The following is a 16,777-nucleotide window of genomic DNA, read 5'->3' as shown; positions in this document are numbered from 1 at the left end:
TAATCCAATCGTTTTAATAAAATGAATTAAACATTGGTGAATCTACTCTTACATAAGTGTATATTCAACGTATCATAGTTTAAGGTTAGGCTGCAGGAGTTTATGAAATCTCCACAACACTTCCTTGATCTGTAATGTTCATCTTTTCTCAAGTTTTACCAAAATGAATACTCCCAACAAACCAACTCTTTTCATATTCTCCGGGCTCCCCGCTTCAGGAAAATCTACCCTTGCGAAGTTTCTGGCAAGAAAACTTAAAGCCGCATATTTACGAATTGACACAATAGAGCAGGGGTTAAGAGATTTGTGTAAAATCGATGTTCAAGGAGAGGGCTACAGGCTGTCATACAGGATTGTTGAAGATAATTTAAAACTTAATATTAATGTTATTGCGGACTCATGTAATCCTGTCAATTTAACAAGGGATGAATGGGAAGATGTTGCAAGATCGAGCAACAGTGATTTTGTGAACATTGAGGTAATCTGTTCCGACAAAGACGAACATAAAAAGCGTGCTGAACTCAGGAAACCAGAGATAACAAACCTTAAACTTCCCGGTTGGGAGGACATTGAAAACAGAGAGTACCATATCTGGCGAAAGGACAGAATAATTATTGACACCGCGGGAAAATCTATTCAAGAGTGCGAAATTGAATTAAAACAAAAAATCTGTGAGTATACTCTTAAAAAATCCGGGAAATAGCCTCAACCATCGTACTTCATGAATCTCCCTGTACTCAAGAGAGTCTGAATCATCAAGAAAATCATCTGACATACGATTCTTTTCCATTGTGAAGCACATTAATCGCCTTTTAATCGTTAATTCAGCATCCTGAACACTCCTGTAGTGTCAGTTTTAAAGCCACCTTGCACCTTCAACATGAGTTTTCAGGACTTTACATTGAGTATTACCGAAGTGTCCACCGCGTTACCAATCCCCGGCTCCATTCTGACTTTGTAAATAATATGAAATCATTTCTCATATACACACTATTTCCTTTCAGTTTACTTCGAGAGTAACTATTTTTGTGCTTCTACTGGCAATTACTCAATTTTCATTGAATTGCCACAATGTCTTTAGAACATTGTTTTTTTAATCTAAAGCATTTTTTCGATGAGGTAAAGTATGCCCAAAAAAAACAGGAACAACGGTTATAAATGGAGATTTTTCAGGGCCGGCGGCTTTGATCAGGTCAAGCTGGAATCCGGACAGGATCTCAAGGAACTTGGAAATCTCGATCAAAAGCTCTGGGTCGCCCTGGCCTGCCCAATAGATAACATTCATTTTGATCCCAAAACTCTGGCTCTTATCGATGCAGACAAAGACCGCAGAATCAGAGCCTCAGAGCTCATAACAGCGGTAAACTGGGTCGTTTCAATGCTTAACAATCCCGACGATCTGATCGGGGAGAACCGCACCCTGACCATCGATCAGATAAATAGAAATACCGAAGAGGGATGCAAGCTTTACGACTCCGCTAAAAACGCTCTTGTCACACTCGGGAAAAAAGAATCTGACCCTGTTTCAGTTGCGGATATTGAATCTCTTGGACAGGAACTCTCTAAGAATGCTTTCAATGGTGATGGAATAATCACAGTTGACGCATCAGAAGAGGAAGCTGTAAAAAAAATCATAAACCTCATCATTGATAATACTGGAGCAGTCGATGATCGATCGGGAAAGCCTGGAGTAGATGCCGATAAAGTTGAAACGTTTTTCAATCTGACCGAAAAGTATCTTGCCTGGGCAAGTGAACCGGAAAATGATAAATCTATCCTTGTGCTGGGTGAAGAGACATCCGGAGCCGCTGGTGCAGTCGCGGCTGTTAAGGATAAAATCGAGGATTATTTTGCCAGGTGCGCAGTAGCTGTATTTGATGAACGCGCAAAGGCCGCTCTTAATGGAGGTGAAAAGCCATTTGAGCAGATCAGCAGCAGGGATTCCCTTTCTGTCCATTGCGAAGATATCTCAAAGCTCCCGATTGCTCTTATTGAACCTGAAAAACCTCTCTCCCTTGTGGACAATATCAATCCGGCCTGGGCTGATGCCCTCAAAACATTTAAGACTCAGGCGGTGGATAAACTGCTGGGTATAAAAGAGGAATTAACAGAAACCGAATGGTTGCGGATTTTAGAACAACTTGCACCGTTTTTTTCCTGGCAGAGCCGTAAACCGACAGATGTTTTTGATTCTGGAAAAACAGCAGAGACAAAAGAAATCCCTGACAGCAGTCTAAAAGAAAAACTTCTTGCCTTAATTGAAAAAGATAAAGCTCTGGGATCGGTATTTGATTCCATGTCGAACCTTGAAAAACTTGTCCGTTTTCATCGTGACATTTATTCCCTCTGCAATAATTTCGTCAATTTCAGGGAGCTTTACAGCAGGAAAGGCTCCGCTATCTTCATGGCTGGAACTCTTTTTCTCGATCAGCGTACCTGCAGATTGTGCATAAAAATCGATGACATGAACAAACACAGCACCATGGCTGCCATGGCAGGAACATACCTTGTGTACTGCGAATGCATCAGACATGGTGGAGCGGAAAAGATGAACATTGTGGCTGCTTTTACCAATGGTGATTCTGAAAACCTGATGCCTGGAAGAAACGGTGTTTTTTACGACCGGAACGGAAATGACTGGGACGCGACAGTAGTAAAGATAATCGAGAACCCGATCAGCCTTAAGCAGGCATTCTGGCTCCCCTACAAAGGGTTTGTCAAGATGATCGAAACACAGGTTGCGAAACGTGCCATGGCTGCTGAAACACAATCATCTGATAAGATGGCAAAAAGCGCCGAGCTAACGGCTATGGCCGACAAAACAAAGATACCATCTCAGCCACCCAAAAAACTGGACATCGGGATTGTTGCTGCGATCGGTGTTGCAGCAGGAGCAATCGGTACCTTTCTCGTCACTGTTATGGGGTATGTAGCCGGAATCATCAAGATGGGTCCACTGGCTGTAATCGGCGCTTTTATAGGACTTCTTTTGCTTATTTCAGGGCCTTCTCTTGTACTTGCTTATATAAAGCTACGTAAGCGAAACCTGGGACCGATCCTCGATGCAAGCGGATGGGCAGTAAATGCAAAAGCTCTGATCAATGTTCCGTTTGGAACAGCCCTGACATCTGTTGCTTCACTTCCGCCTGGATCGCACCGTGATCTTTCCGATCCTTTTGCCCAGAAAAAGTCCCCCTGGCCAAATCTTCTTGTACTGGTCCTTCTGCTCTATCTCGCCTATGCAGCCCTGAATCATCTGGGCTTTATAAACGAGTGGTCTGGCGGCAGGATTGGAACGAAAAAGGGGGTACCCACAATCACTGAAACAGCAAGCGAGAAGAACTGAATTGATGAAAATCAAAGCTTTTATTTTCTAATCCAAAGGAGGAATGATGTTTTTAAAGAGAGCTATTATAAGCTTATGGGCAGTTTTCACTCTTTTCTCAGTAACGGTCGCTGAGGAGTGGAAATTAAATATCAACACTAACCTGACCACTGCTTTCAATTCCTACAGTGATAGCTGGTCAGGAGGAGAGGCGGGTTCCTTTAACTGGGCTGCTCAGTTTCTCGGGATAGCCGAAAAGCCGTTTTCCGAACAGATTAACAGCAGAACAACCCTGAAGCTTCAGTTCGGTCAGACCAAGGTTCAGAACAAAACTACAAAAAGGTGGTCAGCACCCGAAAAATCAAGCGATCTGATCGATCTTGAAGAACTTCTTCGTTTCACTCTTGGAGGATGGGTTGATCCTTTTGTCAGTGTCCGCGGTATCAGTCAGTTCGTCGATGGTAGTGACAGTCTGCTGACCAGATATTTCAACCCTGCTGATATCACAGAATCAGCCGGTGTGAGCAGATCTCTGTTAAAGAACGAGGTTATCAACTGGTCAACACGTCTTGGTGCTGCTGCACGTCAATTCGTTGACCGCCACAAGCTCGATCCTGGTACCGGAAAAAGATCCCGCAACGTAACAAATGATGGCGGCGTGGAGTTCAATATGGATTTTACAGCGGCAAACAAGGGCAAATGGCTCAACTACATAGGCTCACTACGTATCTACGAGGCCTTAATAAGCTCCAAAGCCGATGAATTCGAAGGAACCGATCAGGAGAATGACTGGAGATACCCGCATGTTAAATTCGAAAACACTTTGTCATTGACCGTGGCAAAATATCTTCTGTTCAGTCTGTCCGCTTCTGCATTTTATGACCGTGACATTCACAAAAACTTCCGTCTAAAAGAGACTCTTTCAGCCGGTTTGACCTACGTTTATACCAACAGCAAATAAACCGGAATCAGTAAACCCGGCTGCTTCCCGCAGCCGCCATTCTTTAAAGTGAAATTTTCCCTCTTTTTTTTGCCAATTCCGCCTGTATTATTCGCCCTCGTTAATTTACTTGCCACATTTTTCCCATTATTGTACTATATTTCCATAAGCTCAAAAAACGCTTCGATTCTTCATCATCATTTCTCATATCACCAGGGGTCATGTCATGGAAAAAAAAGGTCCCTTCAAACACCTCACCTTTCTGTTGGTTTTCCTCTTTATCCCTTTTATGTTCTCTTTGCCGGAAGGTGCAGAAAGCCGCACTGTCCGGGTAGGGATATATAAAAACCCACCCAAAGTGGAAATGGGAAAAGACAACAAGCCACAAGGCATTTTCATCGACATAATAGAACACATTGCGAAAATTGAAGGATGGAAGCTCATCTATATCGAAGGCAACTGGGATGATGGATTGAGGAGATTGCTGAACGACAGCATCGATATTATGCCCGATATGGGATATTCAGACCCAAGAAGCTTGCTCTTTGATTTTAACAAAATCACAGTTCTTCCCTCATGGGTACAGGTTTACACAAAAAAAGGTCTTGAAATCGAGAGGGTATCGGATCTTGACGGTAAAACTGTTTCTGTTCTGGAAAACTCCATCCAGCAGGAATTGCTTTTACAAATCAGTAAACGATTCGACATATCAATAAACCAGATTCTCTCTTCTGATTACAAAATGTGCATCGAGAAAGTAAAATCCGGTGATGCGGATGCTGTGATTGTCGACAGGTTTTATGGTTATCTTAAGGAAAAAGAACACTCTATTGTGCCTTCTCCTGTTGTCCTGAACCCTAACTCTCTCCTTTTCGCCTCAACTAAAGGCCGGAACAATGATCTTCTGTGCACCATTGACAAACACCTCGCAGACCTTTTGAACGATCCTCACTCCATCTATTATCGCAGCCTGGCAAACTGGCTCAGTGAAAAACCCCAGACATTCATTCCCGCCTTTTTACTCTGGAGTTTCATAATCATCTCCGGTTTGCTTGTTGTCACCTTTACCATGAGCCTTCTGCTTAAATGGCAGGTCAGGAAACGAACTGAACTGCTCGATAATAAAAACAGAGAACTGTCAATTGCATTGCAGGAACTTCGAAAAGCCCGTGATTCCGCAATTAAAAGAGAGAGACTTCATGTACTTGGTCAATTAGCAAGCGGCATTGCTCATGATTTCAATAATGTACTGGTCCCGATTGTCGGCTATTCAGAAATCCTGCTCTCGAACACCAGGGATACTGAAGAGGATAATGACCTCAGGGAAAAACTAACCCTGATCAATAAAGCGGCTATGAGCGGTGCTGAAATAGTGAAAAGGATGCAGGAATTTTATCATACCGCAAGGAACTCGGATATAAAAACCCGTATCAATTTAAACGAGATCATCCATGATGTTGTAAAGCTTGCTGAACCGAAACTCAAAGGACCCGGTGTCAACACACAAATAAAAGTCTCTCTCTCTCTTGAAGATGACATCGAGACATTCGGAATCAAGTCCGATATTCATGAAATGATTCTCAATCTCGTGCTTAATGCCGCAGACGCAATGCCAAAAGGCGGACACCTTGAGATTATCGCCGGAAAAGATGGTGAAAAGGTTTTTCTCATTGTGAAAGACAATGGTACAGGAATGAACAAAGAGGTAAAAGAAAACTGTCTCCAGCCTTTTTTCACCACAAAGGGAGCCAAAGGAACAGGAATTGGACTGGCTATGGTCAGCAGTACAGTGGAAAATCACAACGGATCTATAGAAATAGAGAGTTCCCCCGGAACAGGAACCAGTTTCAGAATCACCTTTCCGTCTTCAAACGGAATAATAACGGAAGATACTAACCCAAAGGAAACCGATACGGTTAGTTCAGATTCGACCTGTTAATTACAGTCCTGAATATCTGATCTGGTTTGACAAAAGACAACCCGTCCCTCTCTGTTTGAAAGAGAGGGCGTGTCCCTTACCCCATCACCACTTCTACTTTGACCTCTTCACCCTCTTTAAACAGCGGGATGACATTACCCTCGATGGGTTCTCCGTTAACTTTGACGGATGCCACACCTTTTTTCACATGTTTCGGGTTATGAATGTGGATCCTGTAACGTGTTCCCCTGAACAGTCTCTCAATCGTAAACTCTTCCCAGGAGCCGGGGATACAGGGATCTATTTTCAGGCCGTTGTACTGAGGTTGAACTCCCATAATGTATTTGGTTGCCGCCTGATAAACCCACGATGCAGTGCCGGAGAGCCAACTGTTACGTCCCAGCCCGAACTGCGGATGCTCATCGCCAAGGATATTCTGCGGGTATACATAGGGCTCACATTCGTATTCGTCAATAATGTCGTTCTTCTTTGCAGGGTTGATCTGGTTGTAATACTCAAATGCCCTGTCGCCATCTCCCAGTATTGTCTCAGCTATCATCACCCAGGGATTAGTGTGCAGGAAAATCCCGCCGTTTTCTTTTGCTCCCGGAGGATAAGTAGTGATCCCTCCCTTACTGGGATCATATCCGTTAAAACCAGGGGTGCTTAGTTTCAAGCCGTTTTTGGTGTTAAGCATTTTACGGGCCGAATCCATCGCTATTCGCCCCTTCTCAGGTGCAGCAAACCCTGAAATTACTGGCCAGGACTGCCCGTTAAGATAAATTTTCCCGTGTTCGTTTTTGCTTGAACCCAGAGGTGTCCCATCATGATCAAAATACCTGACAAACCACTCTCCGTCCCACGCTGATTCATTAAACCTGGTTTTCATCATCTCATAATCGGTCTTGTACTCATTGACCAATTTCTCTTCTCCCAGAAAATCAGCCAGTTCAATCATTTCCTGAAGAGCTTTACCGTAAAGGCAGGCATTAAAGATCGACTCTGCCCCTTTGGGAAGATTTACGCAGTCGTTCCAGTCCGCAAATCCCAGAAGCGGCAGTCCATGCTTTCCTGTGTTGTTTTTAGTGAAACTGAGCGCACGACGCAGATGTTCCATAACTGTCGCGCTTTCAATGGCTTTTCCTTTTTCTTTATCATAAAAAGGTATCTGTTCAGAAAGAAAATCCCTGTTTCCGGTTTCTTTGATATAAGCTGTAACAGCAAGCACTATCCACAGGTGATCATCACCATAGTACTGTGGGCGGTCGGGCATCTCGGTAAGATCCCCCATCGAGCCCTCCATACTGAGCGGATTGAACTGGTGCATTGCCGAACCATCCCGTTTCTGAACCGAAAGGAGCTTCACGATAAGCTTCTTTCCCTCTTCGGGTATTCTATCGACCACCCCCATGACATCCTGCGAACTGTCCCGGAATCCCAATCCGCGCGTTCCAAGGCCCAGTTGGTAATAGGAAAGGTATCTTGACCAGTTGTAGGTAATGAAACACTGCCTTGGATTATGAACATTAAGCATGCTGTTTAAACAGGAATCCGGTGTCTTTACATGCATGAAAGAGAGATAGCGGCTCCAGAATTCCGACAGCTCTTTAAAAGCTTTGTCTACTTCCTCACTCTTTCTGAAACGCTCTATCTGCGGAGTAGCTTTCTGCAGGCTCTCCTCCTGTCCAAGCTGAGTTATTATCCTCTTTACTCCACCGGGAGCGATTACTCCAAGATGATGCAACAGAGCTGCAATGTTGTCACCCCTGTTTGCCTCATAATTGCCCAGTTCATCTTTGTCAAGTGCAAGAGGATGAGCCCAGGTTCCGTACTCGTTTTCACCCAGAAAGCGCTTCCTGTCGGATTCAAAGGAGGATACCGGATAATTGGAAGTGAAATAGTTGACTTTGAAATCCCTGCACATGAAAGGATACTGGATAAGAACCCTGGTATTCTGCTGATCTGTGTGGCATCTGGAAACCATGGTCTGTGGAACCCAGTCAGCATTGGTAAACTGCTTCACAGCATCGAAATGAGTATATTCAATAACCGGAATAACATCTATCTCCTGGGGTTCAGAAGAGATATTTGTAATTACTATATCCCTGATCTCGACCTGTTCATTGACAGGAACAAATATGGTGCACTCTGTTCTTACACCATAGAACACCGAGATAATCCTTGAGTATCCCATCCCCACATGGCATTCATACCTGTCGTATTTATCCAGTGTAGGAACAAAAAACGGAGAAAAAACCTTATATTTACCATTACGCTTGACTCGTACATACAGAGTTTCACCCTTGAATTCCGACGAGGGCATCTGCTGGATATATTTCACAATTCGGTTCAGTGACGGATCGCCTTTGCAGATCAAAGCGCCTCCGGTATGATCCACAAATCCACCGAAGCTCAATGTACCGATATAGTTAATCCATTTTACCGGAGTTTTGGGATTTGTGATTACATATTCCCTGGCAGAATCATCAAAGTAACCGTATTGCATAGCCATCCTTTCAAACTCAACAAATGGAATTCATTAGGGTTTAATTACTGTTTGCATTAACACCTGTCAGAAAACCTTACCCCATCACCGCTTCCACTTTATGTTCACCACCATCAGTGAAAGCTTTGACAAGATTTCCTTCCACAGCCGCACCATCAACAACAAGAGACTTTATTCCTTTATTCACATGTGATGGATTCTTGACGGTAATCCTGTAAGTTGCACCCCGGAACTTCCTTGTAACCGTAAATCCATTCCAGTCTGATGGGATACAGGGATCAATTATAAGCCCATCGTAATCCGGACGTATCCCAAGGATCCACTGGGAAACAGCCACGAAATTCCAGGCTGCTGTACCTGTAAGCCAGGAATTCTTTGCTTCCCCGTGCCTCCCGGCATCCTTTCCTGCTATCATCTGTGAATACACATAGGGCTCCATCCTGTGCACATCACTGATCTCTTCCCTGTACGCAGGAGCAATCTTCCGGTAGTGGTCAAAAGCATAATCACCCTCACCCATTATCGCTTCCGCAATTATTATCCAGGGATTGTTGTGACAGAATATTCCTGCATTTTCCTTGTACCCGGGAGGGTACGATGAAATCTCTCCGAGATTTAAATAATACCTTGAGAATGGAGGATTGACAAGCACCAGCCCGTGACGGGTATCGAGATATTTGCGTGAGGATTCCAGCGCTTTTTTAGCCTTACCGTCCTCAAGCCCGATACCGCCCATAATACAATACCCTTGAGGCTCGATGAAGATCTTTCCTTCAGGGTTATCTTTGCTTCCCACTTTATTTCCGGAATCATCGTATGCCCGCAAAAACCACTCACCATCCCATCCCTGCTCTTCCACAACACCTTTCATCTCGGCTATATATTTTTCAGCCTGTATAGCCTCTTCCTCTTTTCCCAGGTGCCTTAGAATCTTAGCATACTCTTTTCCGATCCCTGTAAACATTCCGGCTATAAATACCGACTCAGCCCTTTTACCATCCTTGTTTGTACAGGTCTGAAACGATTCATCCGGTGTGCTTGAAAAACAGTTCAGGTTGAGACAGTCGTTCCAGTCTGCTCTCCCGATCAGCGGCAGCCCGTGAGGTCCCCTGTTATTGACCACATGATAGAAAGACTTTGTGAGGTGGTCAAGAAGAGTACCTGTTTTTTCGGGATTGTTGTCATAAGGAACCTTCGTCTCGAGAATCTTCCAGTCCCCGGTCTCCTTCAAATAAGCTGCAGTCGCATAGATCAGCCACAGCGGATCATCATTGAAGTTACCGCCTATTTCGTTGTTTCCTTTTTTAGTAAGAGGCTGATACTGATGATATGCACCGCCATCCTCAAACTGAGTCGATGCAAGGTCGATTATTCTCTGACGGGCACCGTCGGGTAATTGATGCACGAAACCGGCGATATCCTGGTTGGAATCACGGAACCCCATTCCTCTTCCGATACCGGATTCAAAATACGATGCACTTCTTGACATATTAAAAGTGATTATGCACTGATACTGATTCCAGATATTGACCATTCTATTGAGCTTTTCATCCTTGCTCTCCAATGTGTATCTTGATAAGAGATTATCCCAGTAAACCCTGAGATCATCAAAGGCTTTATTTACTTCGGCACTGGTTGAAAATCTCTCCATCAAGCTCTTCGCATTTTTCTTGTTGATAATGCCCGGAGCTTCCCATTTCTCATCTTCCTTGTTCTCAACATATCCGAGCAGAAAAACCAGCTCAGCACTCTCTTGAGGATTGAGTGTTATGTTTATGCTGTGAGATGCTACAGGCGACCATCCGTCAGCCACAGAGTTTTTTGACTTTCCCTCAATAACCACATCCGGATTTTCCAGTCCATTGTACCTGCCCAGGAAAACCTCACGATCAGTATCGAAACCTGATATCTGTCTGTTTACAGTATAGAAAGCGAAATGGTTCCTGCGCTCCCGGTATTCCGTCTTATGATAGATTACTGAGCCATCGATTTCCACCTCGCCTGTGCTGAAATTCCGCTGGAAGTTTGTCATGTCATCGAGAGCATTCCAGAGGCAGAATTCCACAAAAGAAAACAGTGTAAACTTCTTTGCCTTTTTTGTGGTATTTGTAAGAGTTACCTTGTGAATCTCACAATTGGCATCCACCGGCACCATGTAAAGGACTTCTGCCGACAACCCGTTTCTCATGCCTTTTATTATGGTATAACCCATTCCGTGACGGCACTGATAATCTGTCAACCCCTTCTTTACGGGTTTCCATCCCGGAGACCAGAAATCATCGTTCTCCCGGATATAAAAATATCTCCCTCCATTGTCAATGGGGATATTGTTGTACCTGTAACGGAGTATTCTCCTCAGTCTTGCATCCTTATAGAAGCAATATCCTCCGGCGGTATTGGAAATAAGAGAGAAGAAATCTGAAACTCCCAGGTAATTGATCCAGGGGTAAGGTGTCTGGGGTGTAGTGATTACATACTCCCGCTTCTCGTCATCAAAAAATCCGAATTTCATTTATCCTCCAATAATCACCAGTTTTCGAACAATATTACAAAATAGGTTACGCCATATATATATATATATGAATTTGAAGTTACAGCTTCGATGAATTTGTACCCAATCCAGTACAGCTTTTTCCTCCTCCAGAGGTCAATTATTATACCCATACACCTGCAAAAGGTTAGAGTGTCCTTTCGCTTCTTTATCTGTCAAAAAGAAAAGCTCCCGATCTACAGGACCGGAAGCTTTTCTTTCGATACTTTTCAAGATTACTGGATTGTAATCGTCGTCACAGACCATGCAGGCAGGGTAATCTCACCACCCTCAGCGACATCGATGGTTTCTGAACTGTAACCATTTTTCATGTTATCTGAACGCAACTGCTTCAATGTGGCTTTTCCACTGAAACCGGGTATATTCAGATCGATCACAGCTTTCGTCTTAGGCATCTTATTGATAACCATCAGGGCTTTCTTTCCATTGTTTTCGGTCAGATAAGTCGACACATTATCATTTTCGGATTCTGTCTCCAGTAACTTTCCGCGAAGAGCTTCGCTTGCCATTTTAAAAGCAAAGTATGAAGGACGCGGCACATTGTCCCCATCCGGCGCACCGGTTCTGGATAGATATCCGTAGTCACCACCCTGCTCTGTAATGTCGTTATGGATATCCCAGTAAGATGCCTGCTCTATATTCTGAACAGCCAGTTCTCCAAGGTAATCCGCGACAAACATAGCGTTTACAATACCCAGTGTCTGAGGTCCTGGTTTGAAATCAACAGAGTTCCACTCTGTGAGCCAGATCTCATACTTCTTTCCCGGAACCCCATATTCCTCCGTCTGCTTCCGTACACCAGGAAGAATTGATTTGAGAGTCTGCGGGGCTGCCAGCAACGCAGCATCATTTTCTTCACCAGCATGCTGAGGATAATGGTGTACATTCACTCCGTCAGCCAGATCTTTGGTGTTCTCGAATACCACTTTATTCCATTCACCTTCAAGGACCCAGACCACAGTCACCAGAATCGAAGGATCCACTTCTTTCATCTTCTTTATGAATTCAGCAGCCCTCTTACCATACTCTTCAGCAGTACAGTGGTTAGCGTGCCAGTCTCCATAAAGCTCGTTACCTACCTCCCAGTATTTTACATTTGCCTTTTTGGTCACATTTACATGTTTTACCCATTCGGCAGCTTCTTCTGCAGTACCTGTACCGAAGTTAACGGTAATCATGGGAGTTGTATTTGTCTGCTTACAGAATTCCAGGAATTCATCGGTGTCAACCATCCAGTCTTTCTTTGCAAGGACCTCTTTCCAGTGGTCCTCATCAGCTCTCAGACCACCCGGGTAACGAAGTACCGCATGGTTGACAGCTTTAACATAATCCACCGTCTGGGGCTTGAGAAGATCGCCATCCCACAGAGCCGCGTTTATGCCGAAAATACCGTCATTTATTGCAGGTGTAACAACTTTACCCATGTCACCGGTAATCTTGACAGTTATCTTTTCGGCCACAGGCGCTTCGTAGGCAGTCCTCTCATTTGTCAGCCTCACATTATCGATCAGAAAAGTTCCGGATGTACCTTCACCGGAAGGTTTGAAATCGATAGTTCTTATTGCCTGCATATCAAATTTCCCGTTCTGCTCAGCATCTTCCGGCTGCCAGTAGGGAAATTTGTAGAAAGCCTTGAAAGGTACAAGCACCTCATGCCATCCTTTTCCGCATCCGGCACTCGCGATCCACACCTCATTACCGGCATCATTAACCTGAACATTGATACCCTGATAGGGTTTGGATGTGTACATTTCAAATTTAAGACCCCAGTGCTTGCTCCAGTCCCTGAGTTCAGGTGCACTGTTGTTTGTTTCATAGTTGAATACAGCATCACACCAGTCATTCATCTTGAAGGTAATAGCCAGAGCATTTTCTCCGCCATTTCTAGCCTCACTCTTCACAAGCTTATAACTGATTTCCGATTTGGGGCCATTAGCGGTTTCCCAGTTGGGACTTTCTGAACCCTCGAAATCATGCAGTATTATATCCTTAGCATCAGACTCGAAATTAGCCCAATACTCTTCAGGATCAATATAGCCCGGAATTTCTTCAATAAAAGTGATCTGATCCACATACAAGGCTACCGGTTCCCCTTCAGGTACCTTGTTTTCGGCTTTGTTGTTGGAAAATCTGATTTCATTTACCTGATTCCATTTGACATCTCCAACAACTTCAGCCTTTTTATTATCATCCCAGTACTTTCCAACATCCTGGAATCTGCGCAGAGGGATCATGAAATATTTCCATGTAGTATCCAATGAGCCAAAATCCCCCAGGGCTACTTTTGTCTGCACTTTCGCCCCATCAGATTCATCATCGAGAATACCAACATAGATTTTATCAACCCCCGGGGCTCCTTTTGCCCAGAAAGCAAGACCTGCGGCTTTTGCTTTTTTCAGAGGCTCTACATTGATACTTGCTCCATTACCCAAAGCAAGAGTAACTCCGGAATAATCTCCATTATCAAGATAACAGGCCAGAATTCCCTTATTGTCTTTTGATGCCCCCGAAATAACCTTATAAGCGGTTTTTCCTCCGTAAACATAAACGAATCCGCCCCCGGGTGTTTCATCTATAAATACCTTATGTACATCTTTTACTTCGGGTCTTGAGGCAAGCGGAGGAGAATCGATCATATCCTCCCGCTCATCCCAATACTGCTCTTCTTTTTCCTCAACCGGTTCGTATACATCCCTGAGAATAAAGATGTCATCAACCCAGGCCCGGAAATCAGGATTTTCATTTTTCTTTATTTCAATGCGGAATTCACAAACAGCATCCCACTGAAATCTTTCAGGCACTTCCACCCTCTTCTTTGCGTCCCAGAACACTCCCCTTTTTCCGAAAGCGGAAAGTGGAATGGAGATAAGTTTCCATTCTTTAGAGATGCCTCCATAATTCTGAAGAGGCAAGCGGACCACAGTTTTCTTCCCGTCTGCATTTTCATCATCAACAAGAGCAGCCCAGGCGATCTCTCCACCCATATTCCCTTTGATCCAGAACTGGAGCGCTCCTGTAGCATACAACGGACGCAAGTCGTAAAGAAGATTATACAGGCAGACAGAACCACCGGAATAATCCTTCTCATCCAGATCAAATTCGATTGCCACTTCACCGTTTTTTCCCGACTCCTCTGGAATAAAAACCTTGGAGTTTTCAGGATACCAGTAGGCATACCCACCGGAAACAAAGTCTTCATCGAAGAAGCGATACATGATACGAGGATCTACGGAAGACTCGCTTTTCTTTTCTTCGGCTTTTTTCAGAGGCTTGAACTTAAGCCAGCCGGGGAATACTGCACTTGCGCTAAACATCATGCATGCAACTGCAGCAATTGTAAGGCGAAGATTTCGATTCATAATTTTCCCGTTTCCCGCTTTATTGTCAAACTGTTAAGATTCTTTTTCTGAATCATCTATGTTGTCACACAGATAATTTTTATACAGATAAGAACAATAATTTCTATTTTCTCTTTTCAAAATCAAGCAGACCATCTCTTGATCAGATGATCAAGGTTAAAATTTTACTCTTAAAAATACATCCATAAGCGTCTGCGTGAAATCATCCCTCCCGGAGCCAGTACCGATCAGCCATCTGTTGTCATCATTATCGGCGATTATCTGCCCGATAGAGGTTACAACCGATGCACCGTCGGCAACTTTCCATTCGATACCGGCAGACCAGTGGGTCAGGTCCTGTTTTGTTGTATTCCCCAGAAGAACTGCTTCGTTCTGGATAAGCTGCATACCAAGAAGCAGAGCGCCTCTTTTCCAGAATTGATAATTAAGACCGAGATTGATAAGATTCGAAGTGATTTCGAAGTTTTCAATTCCTGTATTTTCAGCAGCAGATGAAACATAGCTGCCGGAAATCTCGGTAGTATACTTGAAGACAGTGAGGAACTTGCTGAAGTCAATTTTCAGTCCGCCACCTATTTGAGTAAATTTCGTCTTTTCAAATCCTGGCATATCAACTGATACTTCCTTCTCTTTGAGCAATGCCAGTAATCCACTCAATTCAATCCCGTTGTTTAAAAGAGAAGCTTTAATATTACCGTTTATACCGGAGCGATTGGGTGTTGCAGGTCCCAGAGGAAGCACCAACTGCACTGTGGGATCACAGTAACCATCGACAAAAGCGTCAAGCTCCTGCTTATTCATTATCCCGCGGTAATAAGAGGTTTTCATGTATGGGGACTTTGACCACAAAATGTTATCTTTGGTAGTAAATTTGAATACAGTATTGTATAGCGCATCGAAAGTGGAGTAATTACGTACTGTATCCTTTGCACCGGTGGTGTCCACCCTGATTCTTGTGACCTCATTGTTCATTATGCTCTGACCGATAAAGGAAGGTGTCTGAGCCAGAGGATTCCTGAAAGCATCATCGTTAGACATGTAAGAGACATTTGCACGTAATCCAAAAATGTCACTGGCGGAAAAACTGAAGTCCAGACCTGCATTCAATGCTACACCAGTTGTAACTGTGTCTATGAAATCATTGACAGCTTTTCCGAGTGTGTCCACACCTACAGAGTCAAACATCGTCGAATCATCAACAGAAAAAGCTATTTCCGCCTTTACACCAAGCCCCAGGGACTCTGAGCCGATAAATTTTCCAATATCCACACCGGGACGGACAGAAATAACATGAAGTTTTTCCTGTTTAAACCTCGCAACAGTATCATAATGAGCAATGTAAGAAGGTTTGTTAAAAGCCAGGCTTCCCTTATGATCGAAAGTGAAAAGGTAAGTTCCACCTAAGTTAATTCCCTTAAGGAAAGTCATATCCAGATTACTTCCAACCATGTACTTTGTCATGGCAGTGTCTTCATTGTAAACCTGTTCATAAATGTCAGTGACCTTACTTCCATTCTGAATATCTGTTTCAGCACTTCTAAGGCGCGCACCAATCAATCCCAGATGAAACTCATTGAAAAGGGGCTCTACTTCTGCATCAAATCCAAAATTTATACCCTGAAGAATACGATAGTTATTACCTATAAAAAGTTCGTCCATAGCAACTTCCCGCTGCCTGGCAAAAATATAGGGTTCGTAAAGAATATCAATATCCGGTGAATAAAGTGTCAGGGGGGAATACTTTTCTTTGAAATCACCAATATTGAAACGAAACATATCCATCGGGTTTCCGTCTATACTGATCCATCTTGAAAAGATGGGGTTGGAGATATCAGAGAAGAAGTTTTGCCAGTTCTGATGCATCCTGAAAACGATCCGCCCGGAAATATATTCGTTCGGGCGGGCTTTGATATCAAAGTCCACTGATGTGAACTCATTTGTCTCTCTTGTCCTCTTGGATTGATCCAAGCTGTCTCCACTGATCTTGGCTCCCAGGTATTGAGACCTGAACTCGCCGCCAATCGAGATACCTGCCTTAGCCATTATGCTCTCGAGGGTTTTCTGTATCTGATCCAGTTTCCCCTGATCAGCATAGACTCCGGAAATAAGTCCCACGCTTATTAGTGCAACGATTCTTCTGAGCATTGATACTCCTTTTATGAACAGTGACTGTTATTT

8 protein-coding genes are annotated in these 16,777 nt (G+C 43.8%); 4 read left to right on the top strand and 4 right to left on the bottom strand.

Annotated features, from left to right (window positions below):
• The first annotated feature begins 163 nt into the window (after positions 1-163).
• From GX089_05465 to GX089_05450, 4 genes are all read left to right on the top strand, one after another.
• The gene (locus GX089_05465; GenBank protein ID NLP01922.1) at positions 164-703 is read left to right on the top strand and encodes an AAA family ATPase; all 540 of its coding nucleotides are present in this window, start codon (positions 164-166) and stop codon (positions 701-703) included.
• 423 nt (positions 704-1,126) lie between these two features.
• Positions 1,127-3,346, top strand: coding sequence for a hypothetical protein (locus tag GX089_05460; protein NLP01921.1), 2,220 nt, complete (start codon positions 1,127-1,129; stop codon positions 3,344-3,346).
• Between the two features lie 43 nt (positions 3,347-3,389).
• Positions 3,390-4,286, top strand: a complete 897-nt coding sequence (locus GX089_05455) for a hypothetical protein (protein ID NLP01920.1) — start codon at positions 3,390-3,392, stop codon at positions 4,284-4,286.
• A gap of 205 nt (positions 4,287-4,491) precedes the next feature.
• Positions 4,492-6,204 (top strand): transporter substrate-binding domain-containing protein, encoded by a 1,713-nt coding sequence (locus tag GX089_05450; protein ID NLP01919.1) that lies wholly within the window; start codon positions 4,492-4,494, stop codon positions 6,202-6,204.
• A 76-nt stretch (positions 6,205-6,280) separates the two neighbouring features.
• Here the strand turns inward: GX089_05450 and GX089_05445 are convergent, their stop codons facing one another.
• From GX089_05445 to GX089_05430, 4 genes are all read right to left on the bottom strand, one after another.
• Positions 6,281-8,689: a glycosyl transferase gene (locus GX089_05445; GenBank protein NLP01918.1), complete on the bottom strand. Its 2,409-nt coding sequence runs from the start codon at positions 8,687-8,689 to the stop codon at positions 6,281-6,283.
• 76 nt (positions 8,690-8,765) lie between these two features.
• Entirely contained in the window at positions 8,766-11,201 is a 2,436-nt protein-coding gene (locus GX089_05440) for a glycosyl transferase (protein NLP01917.1), read from the bottom strand.
• A gap of 254 nt (positions 11,202-11,455) precedes the next feature.
• The gene (locus GX089_05435; GenBank protein ID NLP01916.1) at positions 11,456-14,599 is read right to left on the bottom strand and encodes a carbohydrate-binding protein; all 3,144 of its coding nucleotides are present in this window, start codon (positions 14,597-14,599) and stop codon (positions 11,456-11,458) included.
• A gap of 156 nt (positions 14,600-14,755) precedes the next feature.
• Positions 14,756-16,744, bottom strand: a complete 1,989-nt coding sequence (locus GX089_05430; protein ID NLP01915.1) for a hypothetical protein — start codon at positions 16,742-16,744, stop codon at positions 14,756-14,758.
• Positions 16,745-16,777: the final 33 nt, after the last annotated feature.

The sequence above is a fragment of the Fibrobacter sp. genome, assembly GCA_012523595.1.
In the GTDB taxonomy this organism is placed as follows: Bacteria; Fibrobacterota; Chitinivibrionia; order Chitinivibrionales; family Chitinispirillaceae; genus JAAYIG01.
Note: the sequence above shows the minus strand (reverse complement) of the source record. Positions and strands in the feature narration are given on the sequence as shown.